The organism is Caulobacter sp. 05T431 (assembly GCF_056665975.1).
The window spans coordinates 121,611-141,391 of sequence record NZ_JBFTKU010000010.1; the positions used below are offsets into that span (position 1 = coordinate 121,611).

Annotated in this window: 14 protein-coding genes; 12 read left to right on the forward strand and 2 right to left on the reverse strand. The window is 68.8% G+C overall.

What is annotated here, in order from left to right:
- Positions 1-42: 42 nt before the first annotated feature.
- On the reverse strand, positions 43-1,845 hold the full coding sequence (locus tag AC1U89_RS11460; RefSeq protein WP_479899825.1) for an IlvD/Edd family dehydratase: 1,803 nt from the start codon (positions 1,843-1,845) through the stop codon (positions 43-45).
- Between the two features lie 286 nt (positions 1,846-2,131).
- Here AC1U89_RS11460 and AC1U89_RS11465 point away from each other — a divergent pair, with 286 nt between their 5' ends.
- Entirely contained in the window at positions 2,132-3,502 is a 1,371-nt protein-coding gene (locus AC1U89_RS11465) for a glycoside hydrolase family 27 protein (protein ID WP_479899826.1), read from the forward strand.
- A gap of 140 nt (positions 3,503-3,642) precedes the next feature.
- Here the strand turns inward: AC1U89_RS11465 and AC1U89_RS11470 are convergent, their stop codons facing one another.
- The gene (locus AC1U89_RS11470) at positions 3,643-4,341 is read right to left on the reverse strand and encodes a FadR/GntR family transcriptional regulator (RefSeq protein WP_479899861.1); all 699 of its coding nucleotides are present in this window, start codon (positions 4,339-4,341) and stop codon (positions 3,643-3,645) included.
- A gap of 377 nt (positions 4,342-4,718) precedes the next feature.
- Here AC1U89_RS11470 and araD1 point away from each other — a divergent pair, with 377 nt between their 5' ends.
- The 11 genes from araD1 to AC1U89_RS11525 all read left to right on the forward strand — a co-directional run bounded on the left by araD1 (position 4,719) and on the right by AC1U89_RS11525 (position 19,641).
- The gene (gene araD1 / locus AC1U89_RS11475; RefSeq protein WP_479899827.1) at positions 4,719-5,714 is read left to right on the forward strand and encodes an AraD1 family protein; all 996 of its coding nucleotides are present in this window, start codon (positions 4,719-4,721) and stop codon (positions 5,712-5,714) included.
- Complete coding sequence (locus AC1U89_RS11480) at positions 5,711-6,667, forward strand: Gfo/Idh/MocA family protein (protein WP_479899828.1); 957 nt, start codon at positions 5,711-5,713, stop codon at positions 6,665-6,667. The genes araD1 and AC1U89_RS11480 overlap by 4 nt, the downstream gene beginning before the upstream one ends.
- Before the next feature lie 10 nt (positions 6,668-6,677).
- Positions 6,678-8,216, forward strand: coding sequence for an aldehyde dehydrogenase (NADP(+)) (locus AC1U89_RS11485; protein ID WP_479899829.1), 1,539 nt, complete (start codon positions 6,678-6,680; stop codon positions 8,214-8,216).
- A 312-nt stretch (positions 8,217-8,528) separates the two neighbouring features.
- A complete protein-coding gene (locus AC1U89_RS11490) occupies positions 8,529-9,626 on the forward strand; it encodes an ABC transporter ATP-binding protein (RefSeq protein WP_479899830.1) in 1,098 nt (365 codons plus the stop codon).
- Complete coding sequence (locus tag AC1U89_RS11495; protein ID WP_479899831.1) at positions 9,623-10,504, forward strand: carbohydrate ABC transporter permease; 882 nt, start codon at positions 9,623-9,625, stop codon at positions 10,502-10,504. The genes AC1U89_RS11490 and AC1U89_RS11495 overlap by 4 nt, the downstream gene beginning before the upstream one ends.
- Positions 10,501-11,349: a carbohydrate ABC transporter permease gene (locus tag AC1U89_RS11500; protein WP_479899832.1), complete on the forward strand. Its 849-nt coding sequence runs from the start codon at positions 10,501-10,503 to the stop codon at positions 11,347-11,349. Before AC1U89_RS11495 ends, AC1U89_RS11500 begins: the two co-directional genes overlap by 4 nt.
- Positions 11,346-12,659 (forward strand): extracellular solute-binding protein, encoded by a 1,314-nt coding sequence (locus AC1U89_RS11505; RefSeq protein ID WP_479899833.1) that lies wholly within the window; start codon positions 11,346-11,348, stop codon positions 12,657-12,659. Before AC1U89_RS11500 ends, AC1U89_RS11505 begins: the two co-directional genes overlap by 4 nt.
- A 15-nt stretch (positions 12,660-12,674) precedes the next feature.
- Positions 12,675-14,183: an arabinosylfuranosidase ArfA gene (gene arfA, locus AC1U89_RS11510; protein ID WP_479899834.1), complete on the forward strand. Its 1,509-nt coding sequence runs from the start codon at positions 12,675-12,677 to the stop codon at positions 14,181-14,183.
- A gap of 302 nt (positions 14,184-14,485) precedes the next feature.
- A complete protein-coding gene (locus AC1U89_RS11515; protein WP_479899835.1) occupies positions 14,486-17,233 on the forward strand; it encodes a TonB-dependent receptor in 2,748 nt (915 codons plus the stop codon).
- Between the two features lie 59 nt (positions 17,234-17,292).
- On the forward strand, positions 17,293-18,312 hold the full coding sequence (locus tag AC1U89_RS11520; RefSeq protein ID WP_479899836.1) for an arabinan endo-1,5-alpha-L-arabinosidase: 1,020 nt from the start codon (positions 17,293-17,295) through the stop codon (positions 18,310-18,312).
- Positions 18,313-18,489: 177 nt separating this feature from the next.
- Positions 18,490-19,641: an aldose epimerase family protein gene (locus AC1U89_RS11525; protein ID WP_479899837.1), complete on the forward strand. Its 1,152-nt coding sequence runs from the start codon at positions 18,490-18,492 to the stop codon at positions 19,639-19,641.
- Positions 19,642-19,781 lie beyond the last annotated feature (140 nt).

Below are 19,781 nucleotides of genomic sequence, written 5' to 3' on the forward strand. Positions count from 1 at the left end.
GCCGGCGTTTGTCTTCGATGGTTTTGGGCTGGCGCCCGAAAGTCAGTGGTTGTCCCGGGGCAGGCCCTTGGTCTGGGCGATGCGCTGGTACTTGACCGCCGGCTCCAGGACCGCGCCGGTCTCCATCTGGCCGACGATGGCCCGCTGGATCTCCTGCCAGGGCGTCTGGCTTTCCGGATATTTGAAGCCGCCTTCGGCCTCGAGCGCCTTGCGCCGAGCGACGATCTCCTCGGGCGTGACCAGCACGTCGACGCGCGACTTGCGCAGGTCCACCCGGACCCGGTCGCCGGTCTTCAGCAGGGCCAGGCCGCCGCCGGCCGCCGCTTCCGGCGAGGCGTTGAGGATCGAGGGCGAGCCTGAGGTGCCCGACTGGCGACCGTCGCCGATGCACGGCAGCTGGTGGACGCCCTTCTTGATCAGGTAGTCGGGGGCCCGCATGTTCACGACCTCGGCCGCGCCGGGATAGCCGATGGGCCCGGCCCCGCGCATGAACAGCACGCTGCGCTCGGTGATGCCCACCGAGGGGTCGTCGATCCGGTGGTGGTAGTCCTCGGGACCGTCGAACACCACCGCGTCGCCCTCGAAGGCGTCAGGGTCGTTCGGGTCCGACAGGTAGCGGTCGCGGAACTCGGCGGTGATCACGCTGGTCTTCATGATCGCCGAATTGAACAGGTTGCCGCGCATGACCACGAAGCCGGCGCGCTCGACCAGCGGCTTGTCGAACGGGCGGATCACCGCCTCGTCCTCGATCGCCGCGCCACGGCAGGCCTCGCCCAGGGTCTGGCCCGACACGGTCAGGGCGTCCTCGCGGATCAGGCCCTGGCCCATCAGCTGATTGACCACCGCCGGCACGCCGCCGGCCCGGTAGTAGTCCTCGCCCAGATATTCGCCGGCCGGCTGCAGGTTGACCAGCAGCGGCACCTCCTCGCCATAGGTCTGCCAGTCGTCGACGCTGAGCTCGACGCCCATGTGGCGGGCCAGGCCGTTCAGGTGGATCGGGGCGTTGGTCGAGCCGCCGATGGCCGAGTTGACGACGATGGCGTTCAGGAACGCGTCGCGGGTCAGGATATCGGACGGCTTGATGTCCTGCTCGACCAGCTCGACAATGCGCAGGCCGGTCTCGTAGGCGTTCTGCTGCCGGTCGCGGTACGGGGCCGGGATCGCCGCCGAGCCGGTCAGCGACATGCCCAGCGCCTCGGTCAGCGAGTTCATGGTCGTGGCCGTGCCCATGGTGTTGCAGTAGCCGGTCGACGGGGCCGAACTGGCCACCAGCTTGATGAAGCCGGCGCGGTCGATCTCGCCGGCCGCCAGCATCTCGCGGGCCTTCCAGACGATGGTGCCCGAGCCGGTGCGCTGGCCCTTGTGCCAGCCGTTCAGCATCGGCCCCACCGACAGGGCGATGGCCGGGATGTTCACGGTGGCGGCCGCCATCAGGCAGGCCGGGGTGGTCTTGTCGCAGCCGATGGTCAGGACCACGCCGTCGATCGGATAGCCGTACAGGGTCTCCACCAGGCCCAGGTACGACAGGTTGCGGTCCAGGCCCGCGGTCGGACGCTTGCCGGTCTCCTGGATCGGGTGGACCGGGAATTCCAGGGCGATGCCGCCGGCCGTGCGGATGCCTTCGCGGATGCGCTCGGCCAGGACCAGGTGGTGGCGGTTGCAGGGCGAAAGGTCGCTGCCGGTCTGGGCGATGCCGATGATCGGCTTGCCCGACTGCAGCTCGTCCAGCGACAGGCCGAAGTTCAGGTAGCGCTCGAGGTACAGCGCCGTCATGTCCGCGTTGTCGGGGTTGTCGAACCAGGCGCGCGAACGAAGGGCGCGGGGCGGAACGGCGGCAGAGCTCATGACAGTCCTTGATAGGCGGCCCCGGGTGGACGAGGAGGGCCTTGGGTCGGCGTCAGCGGGAAGGCCTCGCGGGCTGCCATGCGGATTGTCCGCCACTTAGGCGGAGCGATCGACATTCCCGTTCGTTTCACCCCTGTTTATTTGTCTGACTATACCGAGCACGACGCGGCGTCAACGTGAGAGCGCCGCCGCTCGACAAGGTCGGCAAGCCGTGTTTTCCAATTGAACGCACACGAAAATCATTCGCTGACAGTTGTCGGACGATAGCGCGCGCGGGGAGGCGCCGATGCACTCGAAAAATCCGCTCGCCAAGACGGAATTCCGCGCCGCGCGCCGGGCTCTCCTCGCCGTCTCGGCGCTCGCGCCCTGGCTTCCGGGACCCGCGCGGGCGGCTGATTCCCTGGCTTTCCGCGCCCTGGCCCCGACCCCGCCCATGGGCTGGAACAGCTGGGACAGCTTCGCCACCACCCTGACCGAAGAGCAGGCGATCGCCAACGCCCAGGTCATGGCCAAGGTGCTGCTGCCGCACGGCTACGACGTCTTCACGGTGGACATCCAGTGGTACGAGCCGGGCGCGACCGGCTTCGACTACCGCCAGGACGCCCACCTGGAACTGGACCCGTGGGGCCGCCTGCTGCCGGCGATCAACCGCTTCCCGTCCTCGGCGGACGGCGCGGGGTTCAAGCCGCTGGGCGACCGCCTGCACGCCCTGGGCCTGAAGTTTGGCATCCACCTGATGCGCGGCGCGCCCCGCCAGGCGGCGGACCGCAACCTGCCGGTGCTGGGGACCGACGTCCGGATCGGCGACATCGTCGACCGCACCAGCACCTGCCCCTGGAACCCGGACATGTACGGCGTCGACATGAGGAAGCCCGGCGCCCAGGCCTACTACGACAGCGTCTTCAAGCTGCTGGCCGCCTGGGGCGTCGACTACGTCAAGGTCGACGACATGAGCCGGCCCTACCACGACCACGCGCCCGAGATCGAAGCCGTCCGCAAGGCCATCGACGGCTGCGGCCGGCCGATGGTGCTGAGCCTGTCGCCCGGCGAGACCCCGCTGGACGCCGCCGCCCACGTCCAGCGCCACGCCAACCTCTGGCGGATCAGCGACGACTTCTGGGACCAGTGGCCGCTGCTGCTGGAGCAGTTCGGCCGGCTGGAGCGCTGGAACTCCTACCGCATTCCCGGCTGCTGGCCGGACGCCGACATGCTGCCGCTGGGCGTGCTGGACCTGGGCAAGCGCACGACGCGCTTCACCCCCGACGAGCAGCGCACGATGATGACCCTATGGTCGATCGCCCGCTCGCCGCTGATCATGGGCGGCGACCTGCGCAAGCTGGACCCGGCGACGACGGCCCTGCTGACCAATGACGAGGTGCTGGCGGTGAACCAGCGGAGCGCGGGGAACCGGCCGGTGGTCAACGACCCGCAACGGGCGGTGTGGACGGCGGAGGCGCCGGGTTCGAAGGCGCGCTACGTGGCGCTGTTCAACAAGGCGGACAGCGAAGCGGCGGTCGGCGTCGACCTGGCGGCGCTGGGCCTGAAAGGCCGCGCGACGGTGCGGGACCTCTGGGGGCGGAAGGCCGACGGCGTGGCGGAGCGCCGACTGGAGCGGACGCTGCCGGCGCACGGCTCGGGGCTTTATCGCTTAGCCTGATCCCTCTCCCCTTGCGGGAGAGGGTGGCCTCGCGAAGCGAGGTCGGGTGAGGGGTCTCTCAGAACTTTCCGGACAGGGCCTTCAACCCCTCATCCGTCGGCTTCGCCGACACCTTCTCCCGCAAGGGGAGAAGGACGCCCTCAATCCGCGATGGAGGCCCGCGTGTCCTCCAGCGCCAGGCCCACCAGCCGCTCCATCGCTTGCCGCGCCTGGTCCGGACGGCTGGCGGCGATGGCGTCGAACACCTTCCAGTGGTCGGGCATCGGGTCGCGGGGCAGCTCGCGCTTGCGCTGCTTGAAGATCGTGGTCCAGCGGACGGCCGCGCCGATGCTGCTCGACAGGGTGAACAGCGGCGCGTTGCCGGTGGCCTCCAGCACGGTGTCGTGGAAATCGCGGTCGGCGGCCTGGCCGGCCTCGGTGGCCAGGGTCTGGCTTTCCATCTGGATCAGCGCCTTGCGCATGCGCTCCAGCTGGCCGTCGTCGCGGCGCTCGGCGGCCAGGGCCGCGGCGGCCGGCTCGACGATCATCCGCAGCTCGTACAGGCCCTTGAGGAACTCCTCGCTGGGCTCGGATTCGAAGAACCAGGCCAGGACCTCGGGGTCCAGCAAGCTCCAGCGGTTGCGCTCGGTGACCCGCGTGCCGGTCTTGGGGCGGCTCTCGACCAGACCCTTGGCCGACAGGATGCGGATGGCCTCGCGATAGGCGCTGCGCGAGACCTGCAGCTGCTCGCTGGAATCGATCTCGTTGTTGAGGATGTCGCCCGGCTGGTACTGGCCCGAGACGATGGCCACCCCCAGGGTGCGGGCGATCGAGCCGTGGATCCGGCTGGTGGCCGCCAGGCTGTCCCGCGCGAAATCGCCGTCCCCGGCCTTGTCCGTCTTCTTCCGCACGCGCGCTTCGCTCCCTGTCCAGCCGACGAACGAAGCCCCCTCCGCCCGCCGATCTCGACGCAGCGCGACACTAGCGAGACAGTTTGTGCGCCGACAAGGGATTTCGCAGCGGCTTCACCGATCATCGGAGTCCGATTTCCGCCGTCAAAAGTATGATGATTGGCAAACGCCGTTGCGATGCGGGTTTGCGCCGGTTCTCGCGCCCAGACAGCGCGCCGGCCGGTTCGGATCACGGCCGGGAAGCCCTCGATCCGCGTTTGACAGCGTCTCGCAGATCGCTATTTGTCTGACTAAATAGCCAAACCCGCTGGGAGGTAACGACAGCCATGGTGCTGCGGTTCGTGCAACTGAAGGAACAGGGCGGGACGCGAATCCTCGCGGCGATCAACGACGCTGGCCTGGCCCGCAGGGTCGAGGTGGCCGACACCCTGCTCGACCTGGCCCAGGCGGCGCTGAAGGTCGGCGCCACCCTGGCGGAAACCGCCCAGTCCAGCCCGCTCGGGGCCGAGATCGACATCCCCGCCGCCCTGGCCGAGGGCCGGGTGCTGGCCCCGATCGACCATCCCGACCCCGCCCACCTGGTCCTGACCGGCACCGGCCTGACCCACCTCGGCTCGGCCGAGGGCCGCGACAAGATGCACAAGGCCGCCCAGGCCGGCGAGCAACTGACCGACTCCATGCGGATGTTCCTGATGGGCGTCGAGGGCGGCAAGCCCGCCGCCGGCCAGGTCGGGGCCCAGCCGGAATGGTTCTACAAGGGCGACGGCTCGCATGTGGTCGGCCACGGCGCGCCCCTCACCTCGCCCGCCTTCGCCAAGGACGGCGGCGAGGAGCCCGAGATCGCCGGCGTCTACATCATCGACAAGGACGGAAACCCGCACCGCCTGGGCTTCTGCCTGGCCAACGAGTTCTCGGACCACGTGATMGAGCGCGGCAACTATCTGTGGCTGGCCCACTCCAAGCTGCGCCAGGCGGCCTTGGGTCCCGAGCTGCTGACCGGCGAGCTGCCCGCCGACGTGCGCGGCGCCAGCAAGATCCTGCGGAACGGCCAGGTGGTCTGGGAGAAGCCCTTCCTGTCGGGCGAGGCGAACATGTCCCACACGATCGCCAATCTCGAGCATCACCACTTCAAGTACGACATCTTCCGCAAGCCGGGCGACGTGCACGTGCACTTCTTCGGCACGGCCACCCTGTCGTTCTCGGAAGGCTTCCAGACGAAGGTCGGCGACGTGTTCGAGATCGGTGCCGCGCCGTTCCTCTACCCCGTCAGCAATCCCCTGGCCCAGGCCGAGGACAAGCCGGTGACGGTGCGCCAGCTGTGAAGCCGATCCGCCTGGCCCCCATTCGCCTGGCCTTGGTCGGCCTGGGCAAGATCGCCCGCGACCAGCACCTGCCCGCCATCGCCGCCGACGACCGTTTCGAGCTGGCCGCCGTGGTCAGCCGCAACGCCGACCTCGACGGCGTCCCGCACTTCACCACCCTGGCCGAGCTGCTGGCCAGCGACGTGGCGTTCGACGCGGTGTCGCTGTGCACCCCGCCCCAGCCGCGCCACGCCCTGGCCCACCTGGCCCTGGCGGCCGGCAAGCACGTGATGCTGGAGAAGCCGCCGGGCGCGACGCTGAGCGAGGTCGAGGATCTGCGCCTGGCCGCCGCCGAGCGCGGCCTGACCCTGCAGACCACCTGGCACTCGCGCTACGCCCAGGGCGTGGCGCCCGCCCGCGAATGGCTGGCCGACAAGACCATCAAGTCGGTCCGCATCGACTGGCGCGAGGACGTCCGCGTCTGGCATCCGGGTCAGACCTGGATCTGGGAGGCCGGCGGCCTGGGCGTCTTCGATCCGGGGATCAACGCCCTGTCGATCGCCACCGCCATCCTGCCCCGACCGTTCTTCCTGACCGGCGCGACGTTGCATGTGCCGGAGAACTGCCAGTCGCCGATCCAGGCCGAATTGGACTTCGCTGATGCGGCCGGAGCATCGATCCATGCCGAGTTCGACTTCCTGCAGACCGGCCCGCAAAATTGGGACATCCAAGTCGAGGTTGAAAGCGAAGATACCGGTAACAAAGTGTTGAAGCTGTCGCACGGGGGCGCCAAGTTGTGGCTCGACGACGTGCTGCTTCGCGAGGGGCCGGACGCCGAATATGCCGGCCTCTATGACGCTTTCGCGCGCTTGGTGGTCGACGCCGCCAGCGACGTCGACGTCAGCCCGTTACGCCATGTCGCCGACGCCTTCCTGCTGGGCCGACGGGTCGTCGCTCCGGCGTTCATTGAATAGAGAGATCGACATGGCCGAAGCCGCTGCCTTGCGGGCCCTGAACCCCGCCACCAACGAACACTTCGGCCGCAGCTTCCCAGAGCCCAGCGCGGAGCAGATCGAAGCCGTCGCCGCCGCCGCCGCCGCCGCCTTCGACATCTATCGCGAGACCGACCTGGAAACCCGCGCCGCGTTCCTCGAGGGAATCGCCGCCGAGATCGAGGCGCTGGGCGACGAGCTGATCGAGACCGCAGTGGCCGAGACCGGCCTGCCCGCGGCCCGCATCACCGGCGAGCGCGGCCGCACCTGCGGCCAGCTGCGGCTGTTCGCCCAGGTCGTCCGCCGCGGCGACTGGATCGGCGCCCGGATCGACCCGGCCATGCCGGACCGCACGCCCCTGCCCCGCGCCGACCTGCGCCAGCGCTTCATCCCGCTGGGCCCGGTGGTGGTGTTCGGCGCCAGCAACTTCCCCCTGGCCTTCTCGACGGCCGGCGGCGACACCGCCTCGGCCCTCGCGGCCGGTTGCCCGGTGATCGTCAAGGGCCACTCGGCCCACCCCAACACCGGCTTCCTGGTCGGCACCGCGGTCGAGAAGGCGGTCAAGGCCGCAGGCCTGCCCGCCGGCGTCTTCGCCATGCTGATCGGCCAGCAGCGCACCCTGGGCGCCGGCCTGGTCGCCGACCCGCGCGTCAAGGCCGTGGGCTTCACCGGCTCGCGCGCCGGCGGCACGGCCTTCATGCGGATCGCCGCCAACCGCCCCGAACCGATCCCGGTCTTCGCCGAGATGAGCAGCGTCAACCCGGTGCTGCTGCTGCCCGCCGCCCTGTCGGCCCGCGCCGAGGCCCTGGGCGCGGCCTTCATCGGCTCGCTGACCATGGGCGCCGGCCAGTTCTGCACCAATCCCGGCCTGGTCTTCGTCCTGGCCGGTCCGGACGCCGACCGGTTCGAGACCGCCGCCGTCGAGGCGCTCAAGGGCGCCCAGCCGCACGTCATGCTGACCCCGGGCATCTTCGGGGCCTACGAGCAGGGCGTTGACGCGCTGGTCGACCATCCGGGCGTCAAGCTGCTGGCCCGCGGCTGCGTCGGCGACGGCGTCAACCAGGCGGTCGGGGCGCTGTTCTCGACCGACGCCGAGACCTTCCTGCGCGATCCGGTGCTGAGCCACGAGGTGTTCGGCTCGTCGTCGCTGATCGTGCGGTTCTCGGACGTCGTGCAACTGGCCACGGCCCTGGAAGGGCTGGAGGGCCAGCTGACCGCCACCCTGCAGATGGACGCCTCCAACCCCGGCGACATCGAGGCCGCCCGCCGCCTGCTGCCGATCCTGGAACGCAAGGCCGGCCGCATCCTGGCCAACGGCTGGCCGACGGGCGTGGAGGTCTCCAACGCCATGGTCCACGGCGGTCCGTATCCGGCCACCTCCGACCCGCGCGGCACCTCGGTGGGCACCCGCGCCATCGAGCGCTTCCTGCGCCCGGTCTGCTACCAGGACATCMCCGACGCCCTGCTGCCGCCGGCCCTGCAGGCCGCCAATCCGCTGGGCGTGCGCCGCGCGCTGGACGGGGTGCTCTAGAGGCTGCAATTGGGGACAGGCGCATGCGCCTGTCCCCAGCACATCTTTAGTCCGACAATTATGGACGCCCTGCCGCGCTTACCGTGCGGCAGGGCGTTTCGATTCCTCTACGACCCCATCTTTCGCCTTGCGCACCGGCGAAATCGCCGTTATCCCGCTTTTGTCTGAGTAAATAACTCAGACAAAACCAGCCCCCACCAAAGACGGGCGGAAACAAGAGCGCCCAGGCGCCGTGATCGGGAGAGACGACGGCTTCGCGCCACCCTTCCGTCACGCGTCGCGGGCCGACCGGGGAGTGGATGCGTGGCGCGCGTGCGGCTTGATCATCTCAGCAAGAGCTTCGGCGCGACCGCCGTGCTCGACGACGTGTCGCTCGACATCGCCTCTGGCGAGTTCATCGCCTTCCTGGGCCCGTCGGGCTGCGGCAAGTCCACCCTGCTGCGGATGATCGCCGGGCTAGAGACGGTGGAGACCGGCCAGATCCACATCGGCGAGCGCCGGGTCGACGCCCTGGCCCCGGGCGATCGCGGCGTGGCCATGGTGTTCCAGCACTACGCCCTCTACCCGCACATGACGATCTTCGAGAACATGGCGTTCGGCCTGCGCAACGCGAAGGTCCCCCAGGCCGAGATCGAGACCCGCGTGGCCGAGGCGGCCCGCATCCTGGAGATCGAGCGCTTCCTGCAGCAGAAGCCCGGCCAGCTGTCGGGCGGCCAGCGCCAGCGGGTCGCCATCGGCCGGGCCATCGTCAAGAAGCCGGACCTGTTCCTGTTCGACGAGCCGCTGTCGAACCTGGACGCGGCCCTGCGCATGCGCACCCGGCTGGAGCTGGCCCAGCTGCGCCGCCGGGTCCAGGCGACCATGATCCTGGTCACGCACGACCAGGTCGAGGCCATGACCCTGGCCGACCGCATCGTGGTGATGAGCGACCGCAAGATCCAGCAGGTCGGGACGCCGATGGAGATCTACGCCCGCCCCGCCAACAAGTTCGTGGCCACCTTCGTCGGCTCGCCGCCGATGAGCTTCCTGGACGTGACACTGGGCGAAGGCGCCGGCGGCGCGGCCCGCGCCACCTTGCCCGGCGGCGCGACCGTCGCCACCGAGGTCCCGCTGACCGCCCTGCCCGCCAGCGCGGCCTGGCGGCTGGGCCTGCGCGCCGAAGCCGTGAAGGTGGTCGCCCCCGGCGCGGGCCTGGTCGACGCCAAGGTCGAGTTCGTCGAGCGGCTGGGCGACCGCACCCTGGTCTATCTCCGCCTGGCCGACGGATCGGCGATCACCGCCGAGGACGCCGGGACCAGCCGCGCGGCCATGGGCGACGCGGTCGGCCTGGCCCTGGACGGTCCCGTCCACCTGTTCGACGCCGACGACCGCGCCCACTATGGGCCAATATCTGTTGGGATGGGCGCATGACCGCCGACTCGCCCCGCAGGAGCACCTGGACCAACGGGCTGTTCGTGACGCCCTACCTGGTCGTCTACCTGGTCCTGCTGCTGTATCCGCTGCTGGCCGGCGTATGGCTGAGCCTGCACAAGGCCGACCTGTTCGGCGGCGAGGCGTTCGTCGGGCTCGAGAACTTCGGCCGGCTGCTGCGCGACACCGTCTTCCTTCAGGCGGTGCGCAACACCTTCTACTTCGTGCTGCTGACCGTGCCGCCGCTGGCGGTCATCGCCCTGGGCCTGGCCATCGCCCTGAACCGCCCCACCCGCGCGGCGGCGTTCTTCCGGGGCGTGTTCTTCAGCTCGTCGGTGCTGTCGGTGACGATCGTGACGCTGATCTGGCGGCTGGTGCTGATCCCCGACGGCGGTCTGATCGCCAATGTCCTGCACCTGGCCGGCAAGCCGCCGATCCCGCTGCTCAGCCATCCCGACCTGGTGCTGCCGGCCATCGCCCTGACCACCGTCTGGTGGTGCCTGGGCCTGCCGATGATGCTGTACCTGGCCGCCCTGCAGCAGGTGCCGGCCGAGCTCTACGAGGCCGCCGCCCTCGACCGCGCCAGCCGGTGGAAGACCCTGACCCGCATCACCCTGCCCTCGATCCGCCGGACCCTGGTGCTGGTGGTGATCATCCAGTGCGTGCTGCAGTTCCAGCTGTTCGGCCAGGCCCAGCTGCTCACCCAGGGCGGCCCCAACGGCGCCTCGCGGCCGATCGTGCTGTTCATCTACGAGGTCGGCTTCCGGCGCTGGGACATCGGGTACGCCGCCGCCGCGTCCGAGATCCTGTTCGGCCTGATCCTGGTCGCCACCGTGCTGCAGTACGTGACCACGCGCGAGAAGGAGGCGGTCCGATGAGCGCGCTGGACCGCGCCGCCGGGCGCAATCCCTGGATCGACCGCCTGGGCTGGGCCGCCCTGACCCTGGCCGCCCTGGTCATGGTCGCCCCGCTGCTGTGGACCGTGGGCCTGTCGCTGAAGGCCAACGGCGAGCTGCTGCGCGACACCGCCTCGGTGTTCCGCGGGCCCTACACCCTGGAGAACTACGGCTCGATCTTGGCCCGGCCGGCGGCGTTCCGCTGGCTGGCCAACAGCCTGCTGGTCTCGCTGTGCACCACCGCCGGGGTGCTGGCCCTGTCGTCCCTGGCCGGCTACGGTTTCGCGCGGCTGGAGTTTCCCGGCCGCAAGTGGCTGTTCGCCCTGGTGCTGTTCGGCCTGGCCGTGCCCGAGCAGTCGGTGATCATCACCCGCCACCAGCTGTTTTCCGCCCTGCACCTGCACAACACCTATCCCGGCCTGATCCTGCCCGGCCTGGCCGCGCCGTTCGGGGTGTTCCTGATGACCCAGTACTTCAAGGCCATCCCGGTCGAGCTGGACGAGGCGGCGATGCTGGACGGGGCCTCGCGCCGGCAGGTGTTCTGGAAGGTGCTGCTGCCCCTGACCCTGCCCGCCCAGGCCACCCTGGGCATCTTCACCTTCCTGTCGTCGTGGAACGACTACTGGTGGCCGCTGATCTCGGCGACGCGGTCGGAGATGTTCACCCTGACGGTGGGCGTCGCCAGTTCGCAGATCAACTTCGCCCAGACCAGCGGCCTGGGCTTCCTGATGGCCCAGGCGGTGTTCGCCAGCGCGCCCATCCTGGTGGTCTACGTCTTCTTCCAGAAGTACATCGTGCGGGCGGTGTCGGGAGCGGCGGTGCGATGAAGGCCCTCCCCCGCCTAGCCCTGATCGCCGCCGCCGCGCTCAGCCTGTTCGGCTGCGCCAAGCCCCGCGACGACGTCACCCAGATCACCGTCCAGCGCATCTTCGGCGAGTGCCGCTCGGCCGGGGCGGGCGCGCGCAATCCCGACGGCGAGTGCGAGATCATTACCGGCCTGCTGGACCAGTTCCAGCGCGAGAACCCCGACATCAGGCTGAAGGTCAACATCGCCGCCTGGCCCGGCTACGACCAGCTGTCGGCCCAGTTCGCGGCTGGCGATCCGCCCGACCTGGTGACCATGCACATGTCGGCCATCTCGGACTACCAGTCGCGCGGCCTGATCGAGCCCATGGGCCCCGGGCTGGAAAGCGTTGGCGTCGACCCGGCCGCCTTCACCCGCGCCGCGCGCGAGGGCGTGACCAAGAACGGCCAGGTCTGGGGCCTGCCCTTCGACAACTGGGCGCCGCTCTGGCACATCAATATGGGCCAGTTCCGCCAGGCGGGCCTCGTGCGCGACGGCCAGCCGGTCCTGCCCACCAGCGCCGACGAACTGCTGGCCCAGGCCCGCCAGTTCAAGGCCGCCACCGGCAAGCCCTACCTGGTCCAGGCCATGGCCAACGAGACGGCCAGCTACACCCGCAACCTCTACACCTGGCTGATGACCCAGGACGCGGTGTTCTTCACCGATCCCAAGCACATCAAGCTGACGACGCCGGAAGCCCACCGGATCGTGGCGCTGTTCAAGACCCTGTACGACGAGGGCCTGACCACCAGGGACCAGGACTATCCGGCCGCCACCAGCGGCTTCATGAACGGCGACGGCGGGGTCTATCTGGTCGGCACCTGGATGATCGGCACGTTCGAGGCGGAGTCGCACACGCCCGGCCGCCCCCTGGCCGACGGCTACGCGGTCGTGCCCTATCCGCGCCTGTTCGGGACCAAGGACGCCGCCTTCGTCGACGGCCACGCCTGGGTCGTGCCCCATCGCGACCGGACGCCCGGGCAGCGCGCGGCCGTCTATCGCCTGGTGAAGTTCCTGGCCGACCACGACTACGACTGGTCGCGCACCGGCCACCTGCCGTCGATGCAGGCGGTGATCGACAGCCCGCGCTTCAAGGCCCTGCCCCACCGCCAGGCCATCGCCCCGCTGGCGACCATCGGCCAGACCCTGCCGCCGCAGGTGCAGCGCCAGTTCGCGATCCAGGACATCATCGGCGACGAGATGGCCAGCGCCATCACCGGCCGCAAGCCCATCGACACCGCCCTCGCCGACGCCGAGCACCGCGTCAACGACCTGCTGTTCCACCTTCTCTAGATCCGTGAGCCGACCATGCTGACCGCCAAGATCATCGCCGACGCCGACTTCGTGGTGGCCCCGCTGGACCGCCGGATCTTCGGCACCTTCGTCGAGCACATGGGCCGGTGTGTCTATGGCGGCATCTACGAGCCGGGCCATCCCACGGCCACGCCGGAAGGCTTCCGCCAGGACGTGCTGGACCTGACCAAGGAGCTGGGCGTCACCATCGTCCGCTATCCGGGCGGCAACTTCCTGTCGGGCTACAACTGGGAAGACGGCGTGGGCCCCAAGGAGGATCGCCCCGTCCGCCTGGACCTGGCCTGGCACTCCACCGAGACCAACCAGTTCGGGACCAACGAGTTCATCACCTGGTGCAAGAAGGCGGACCTCGAGCCGATGTTCGCCGTGAACACCGGCACGCGCGGCGCCGACGAGGCCCGTCATTTCCTCGAATACTGCAACCATCCGGGCGGCACCTACTATTCGGACCTGCGCAAGTCGCACGGCTACGAGCAGCCGCACGGGATCAAGTTCTGGTGCATCGGCAACGAGATGGACGGTCCCTGGCAGATCTGCGCCAAGACCTCGGCCGAGTACGGGCGGATCGCCCAGGAGACCGGCAAGGTCATGAAGTGGGTCGACCCCACCATCGAGCTGACCGCCTGCGGCTCGTCCCAGCGCGCCATGCCCACCTACGGCAAGTGGGAGTACGAGGTGCTGAACCAGTGCTTCGACCAGGTCGACTACATCTCGCTGCACCACTACTGCCGCAACGACGCCGACGACATCCACGAGTTCCTGGCCACGATCGACGACCTGGACCACTTCATCCGCGAGGTGGCCGCGATCGCCGACGCCGTGGCCGCCAACCGCCGGTCCAAGAAGCGGATCATGCTGTCGCTGGACGAATGGAACGTCTGGTACAAGGCCAGCGGCCCCGACGACCTGAAGAAGCCGGGCTGGCCCGAGGCGCCGCCGCTGATCGAGGAGGTCTACAATCACGAGGACGCCCTCGTGGTCGGCGGCTGCCTGATCGTGATGATGAACAACGCCGACCGGCTGAAGGCCGGCTGCCTGGCCCAACTGGTCAATGTGATCGGGCCGATCATGACGCAGACCGGCGGCCCGGCCTGGCGCCAGACCATCTTCCACCCCTTCGCCGAGGCCGCCCGCCACGGCCGCGGCCAGGTGCTGAAGCTGAAGGTCGAGACGGGCACGTTCCCGACCAAGGCCCATGGCGAGGTCCCCACCCTGCTGTCGACGATCGTCCACGATCCGGAAACCGGCGCGGTGACCGTGTTCGCCCTGAACCGCAGCACGACCGAAGACCTGGAACTGTCGGTCGACCTGCGCGGCGTCGGCGACCTGGCCCTGGCCTCGGCCAGCCAGTTGCACGATCCGGACCTGAAGCGAACCAACACCAAGGACCAGCCCGACGCGGTGTCGCCCAAGCCCAACGACACGGTCCGTCTGGCGGACGGCCGCCTGACCGGCGTGCTGAAGCGGCAATCCTGGAACGTGGTGGCCCTGGCCCGCGCGTGATCAGGCCGTCAGGACATTTCCACTATATTTGTCAGACCACTTAAGACGGACAATTTAAGCCAAGCCTCCACCGGATTACCCCGCGGCCGCTCCTCACCCGGAGCGGCCGTTGTCGTTTTCGCCTCTCCGAACGACGATTGAGGCCGAAACCGGAGGCCATCCGGACGCGCTTCATGCCTGCGGCTTTTGTACGACTAAAACGACAGTTACCCTTGCGCGCCGTTTATTTGTCAGACAAGATCACCGTTATCCAGAACCCTTCGCGACGACGAAGGGGCGTGATGACTTGGGAGGGAATGATCATGACAACCGGCGCCCGGAATCCCGTGCGGCGCGCGCACGGCGCGCACAGAACTCTGCTGATATCCGCGGCCTCGGCCCTGACCCTGCTGGGCGCCGCGCCCGCCCTGGCCCAGACGGCCGCACAGAAGGACGACCAGACGGTCGACGAGATCGTCGTCACCGGCCAGCGCCAGGCCGCCCAGAGCGCCCAGCAGATCAAGAAGAACAACGACCTGGTCGTCGACTCGATCGTCGCCGAGGACGTGGGCAAGCTGCCCGACAACAACGTCGCCGACGCCCTGGCCCGCGTCACCGGCATCCAGGTCCGCCGCGACTCCGGCGAGGCCAATTCGGTGCTGATCCGCGGCCTGCCCAACCTGGTCACCCTGCTGAACGGCCGCGAGGTGTTCACCACCACCGGCCGCTACATCGCCCTGGCCGACATCCCCGCCAACATGCTGCAGCGGGTCGACGTCTATAAGAGCGCCGCCGCCGACCAGATCGAGGGCGGCATCGCCGGCGCGATCGACGTGCGCACCCGCCGGCCGTTCGACTTCTCGGGCGCCCAGTTCAACGCCTTCGGCCACGCGGTCTATTCCGACAAGGCCGAGAAGTGGAACCCCGACTTCGGCGCCACCGCCTCGAACCGCTGGGAGACCGGCGCCGGCGAGTTCGGCGCCCTGCTGGGCGTGTCGTTCATGGAGCGCGACTACCACGAGGAGCGGGCGTTCAACGTCCGCCCCGATCCCAAGACGGACTGCGGCAACGGCACAAAGAGCAAGACCTGCGGCTCGTTCAACGCCGCCCACCCCGCGCCGCAGGACGACGTCCAGGGCCCGTTCGTGATGGGCTACATCCCGATCGCCGGCGACYGCAAGCGCCAGGCGGCCAACTTCGCCCTGCAATGGCGTCCGGACGACACCAGCGAGCTCTACTTCGAGGGCTTCGTCACCGACTACAAGAACGTGTTCGAACTGGACTTCCTGGTGGGCCTGCCCTGGCTGGGCGACGGCAACCTGTCGGCCACGGTGTTCCCGGGCACCAACCAGCTGAAGACGCTGACCAACCACAACGTCTTCACGATCATGTCGACCCAGGCCAACGACCAGCACTCCAACACCAACCAGTTCTCGGCCGGCGGCTACAAGCGTATCGGCGACTTCAAGCTGTCGACCGACCTGTCGGTGACCAACTCGTTCTTCAAGTACGAGAACCCGATCATGGACACCTCGACCATCGTGCCCCTGGTGCAGGTCGATACCAGCCACGACGGCACCGCCCAGCTGAACTACAACAGCCCGGGCTACGACATCACCAATCCGTCGGCCTATACGATCGAGAACTGGTTCGACAACTACGGCAAGCAGACCGGCGGCTCGGTCGATTGGCGCGCCGACGTCGTCTACACCGCGYCCTCCGACGAGTTCGTCCGCGAGATCAGCGCCGGCGCCCGCTACGCCGACCGCAGCGCCGAATCCAACCAGTCGTACGGCGGCGCGGCCTATCCGTTCACCCACACCTCGGTCAGCACCCTGCCGGGCCTGAACGGCGTGTCCGAGCCGATGGCGGGCGGCGGCCCCGATTACATCACCACCCAGTGGTACACGCCCAGCGCCTCTTACCTGCTGAGCAACACCAACAAGGTGCGGGCCCAGACGGCGCTGCTCTACGACCGCAACGTCACCACCGCCGCCGAGTTCGCCCTGCGCAACGACCCGGTCACGGGCAAGCGCCGGATCGACCCGGGCATGTTCTTCTCGGACGTCGAGAAGACCTATGCCGGCTACGTGCAGTCCAAGATCGGCGGCGACATGGGCAGCGTCCCCTGGAGCGGCGTGGTCGGCCTGCGCCTGGTGCGCACCGAACAGACCCTTGGCGGCAACAACGTCGACACCGCCACCTCGGTGCTGAAATACACGCCGACCACCAAGAAGAATTCGTCGGTCGACCTGCTGCCCAGCGCCAACCTGCGGTTCGACATCCGGCCCGACCTGGTGGCGCGCCTGTCGCTGGGCCGCACGGTCACCCGGCCGGACTTCGCCCAGCTAAACCCGGGCGTCTCGCTGTCGACGGTGGTCTCGAACACGACCTTCCTGTCGGGCTCGGGCGGCAACCCGAACCTCAAGCCGGTGACGTCCGACAGCCTCGACACCTCATTGGAATGGTACTTCGCGCCGGACGGCTTCCTGACGGTCGCCTACTTCCACCGCAACATCGACGGCTATGTGGAGACCACCTCGGCCAACGAGGTGATCAACGGCACCACCTACATCATGACCCGGCCCAGCAACTCCGGGAAGGACAAGCTGGACGGCGTCGAGGTGGGCTACCAGCAGTTCTACGACTTCCTGCCCGGCCCGCTCGGCGGTCTAGGCCTGCAGGCCAACGTCACCTTCATGGACGGCTCGATGGAGAACGGCGTCACCGGCGTGAAGACCGACTTCCGGGGCCTGTCGAAGTGGTCGTACAACGTGGCCGTCCTCTACGAGAAGGGTCCGATCTCGGGTCGCCTGGCCTACAACTGGCGCCAGCACTTCCTCGACACGCCCAACTTCGAGAACAGCGGCTTCGACCTGATCGCCGACGACACCGCCCAGCTGGACGGCAGCCTGTCGTACAAGATCGGCGACAAGATCACCCTGACGCTCGAGGGCGTGAACCTGCTGGACACCGAGTTCAAGGACTACTTCACCGACAAGCACCTGTATCCGCGCGACACCCGTCGCTACGACCGCCAGGTCCTGCTCGGCTTCCGCTGGAAGATGTAAGACCCGCCCGCCCGGCCCCTCAGGAGCCGGGCGGGTCCGCTTTCGCGTCGGAGTTCGTGATGCTGACCCGCAGACACGCCCTGGCCGGAGCCCTGAGCGCGACCGTTCCCGGGATCGCCGCCGCCCAGTCCTCGGCCCCAACCACCGCAAGCCTCAACGACCGGATGACCGGCGACCTCTCGCCCGTCCACGACCCCTGCATCATCAAGCAGGGCGCGACCTATCACCTGTTCTGCACCAGCCAGGCCAACCAGCCGCCCGGCCTGATCCACTGGCGCACCTCGCCGGACCTGGTCACCTGGACCCTGGTCGGGGCCGTGATGCCCGCCCTGCCCGACTGGGCGCAGAAGGAGGTGCCCGGCACGCGCGGCGCCTGGGCCCCCGACATCAGCCTGATCAACGGCCGCTACCACCTCTATTACGCGCTCTCGACCTTCGGGAAGAACCGCTCGGTCATCGCCCTGCAGACCACCGCGACGCTGGACCGATCCGATCCGGCCTTCGGTTGGCGCGACGAGGGCGTGGTGCTGGGTTCGAAGTCGGGCGACGACTTCAACGCCATCGACGCCAACATCGTCACCGCCCCGGACGGCCGCGTGTGGATGAGCCTGGGCAGTTTCTGGACCGGACTGAAGCTGATCGAGATCGACCCGGCGACCGGGAAACCCAAGGCTGGCGCGACGCTGACCTCGATCGCCGCCCGCCCCCATCCCGACGCCATCGAGGCGCCGTACATCGTCCAGCGCGACGGCTGGTTCTACCTGTTCGCCTCGTTCGACTTCTGCTGCCGCGGCGCCGACAGCAGCTACTACACGGTGGTGGGGCGTTCGAAGGCCGTGGCCGGCCCCTATGTCGACCGCGAGGGCAAGCCGATGCTGAAGGGCGGTGGCTTCATCGTGCTGCACGCCGACCTGGATCCGGCCAAGCGCTTCAAGGGTCCCGGCCACGTGGCCGTGCTGCGCGACGGCCCCCGCGACGACATCGTCTACCACGCCTACGACGCCCGGAAGGGCGGCGTCCCCACCCTTCGCATCCAGCGCCTGGCCTGGACCGAAGACGGCTGGCCCGTGGCCGTTTAGCGCTTTTCCCCGCCCAAGGCCGGCCTCGACTGCGCCGTTCCGGACCCGCTCCGGAACGGCGCCTTTTCTTTCCGCCGGGGCTCGGCCCAACCTCGATTGCACCGGTTGAATTTGTCAGACTATATGGTCGCCAAGCCGCCATCAGAGCCGCTCCGACCGTTGGAACGAGGAACCCCCATGAAGACTTCAGGCCGCAAGCTGACCGGCGCCCTCCTGGCCGCCACCGCCATCGCCCTCCCGGGTGCAGCCTTCGCGGCCGACTACGCCCGCGCCTCGTTCGGCAAGACGCCCGACGGCGTCGAGGTCGAGGCCATAACCCTGACAAACGGCAAGGGCGTCAGCGCCACCGTGATCACCTACGGCGCTACCCTGCAGTCGCTGGTCGCGCCCGGCCGCGACGGGACCAAGGCCGACATCGCCCTGGGCTTCAAGGACGCCGAGGCCTACGTGAAGAACGCCAGCTACTTCGGCGCCTCGGTCGGCCGCTTCGCCAACCGCATCGGCAAGGGCAGGTTCGCACTGGACGGCAAGACCTACCAGCTGGCCCTGAACAACAACGGCGTCGCCGCCCTGCACGGCGGGGTGAAGGGCTTCGACAAGCAGGTGTGGAAGGTCAGCGACATCAAGCGCGGCCCGGTCGCCTCGGTGACCTTCACCCATGTCAGCCCCGACGGCGAGGAAGGTTATCCCGGGACCCTGACCGCCACGGCGACCTACGCCCTGGACGAGAACAACAACCTGACGATCACCTACGGCGCCACGACCGACAAGCCGACCATCGTCAACCTGACCAACCACGCCCTGTTCAACCTGGCGGGCGAAGGCTCGGCCGACGGAGCGATGGGCAATGTCCTGACCCTGGCCTCGGACGGCTACACCCCGGTCGACGCCGAGCTGATCCCCACCGGCGAGATCATCCCGGTGGCCGGCACGCCCTTCGACTTCCGCAAGCCCACCGTGGTGGGCCAGCGCATCCGCGACGCCCGCGACCCGCAGATCGTCGTCGGCCGCGGCTACGACCACAACATGGTGCTGACGGGCAAGTCGGGCGGCGCCCCGCGCCTGGCCGCCCGCCTGGCCGATCCGAAGAGCGGCCGCGTGCTGGAAATCCTCAGCGACCAGCCGGGCATCCAGTTCTACACCGGCAACTTCATCGACGGCACGATGGTGGGCAAGAGCGGCAAGATCTATCGCCAGGGCGACGGCATCGCGCTGGAGCCGCAGCACTTCCCCGACGCCCCCAACAAGCCGGCCTTCGCCTCGGTGCGGCTGGACCCGGGCCAGACCTACAGCAACACCATGGTGTTCAGGCTGACGACGGAAAAGTAGACCAAGACCCCTCTCCCCTTGCGGGAGAGGGTGGCCCGCGAAGCGGGTCGGGTGAGGGGTTGATCGTCAGCGCAACCGCGCACGGCGGATCGGTCTGAGAAACCCCTCATCCGTCGGCTTCGCCGACACCTTCTCCCGCA

Coding starts and splice junctions, on each gene's coding strand:
- AC1U89_RS11460 (WP_479899825.1), bottom strand. CDS start 1,845: ATGAGCTCTGCCGCCGTTCCGCCCCGCGCCCTTCGTTCGCGCGCCTGG.
- AC1U89_RS11465 (WP_479899826.1), top strand. CDS start 2,132: ATGCACTCGAAAAATCCGCTCGCCAAGACGGAATTCCGCGCCGCGCGC.
- AC1U89_RS11495 (WP_479899831.1), top strand. CDS start 9,623: ATGACCGCCGACTCGCCCCGCAGGAGCACCTGGACCAACGGGCTGTTC.
- AC1U89_RS11500 (WP_479899832.1), top strand. CDS start 10,501: ATGAGCGCGCTGGACCGCGCCGCCGGGCGCAATCCCTGGATCGACCGC.
- AC1U89_RS11505 (WP_479899833.1), top strand. CDS start 11,346: ATGAAGGCCCTCCCCCGCCTAGCCCTGATCGCCGCCGCCGCGCTCAGC.
- arfA (WP_479899834.1), top strand. CDS start 12,675: ATGCTGACCGCCAAGATCATCGCCGACGCCGACTTCGTGGTGGCCCCG.
- AC1U89_RS11520 (WP_479899836.1), top strand. CDS start 17,293: ATGCTGACCCGCAGACACGCCCTGGCCGGAGCCCTGAGCGCGACCGTT.
- AC1U89_RS11525 (WP_479899837.1), top strand. CDS start 18,490: ATGAAGACTTCAGGCCGCAAGCTGACCGGCGCCCTCCTGGCCGCCACC.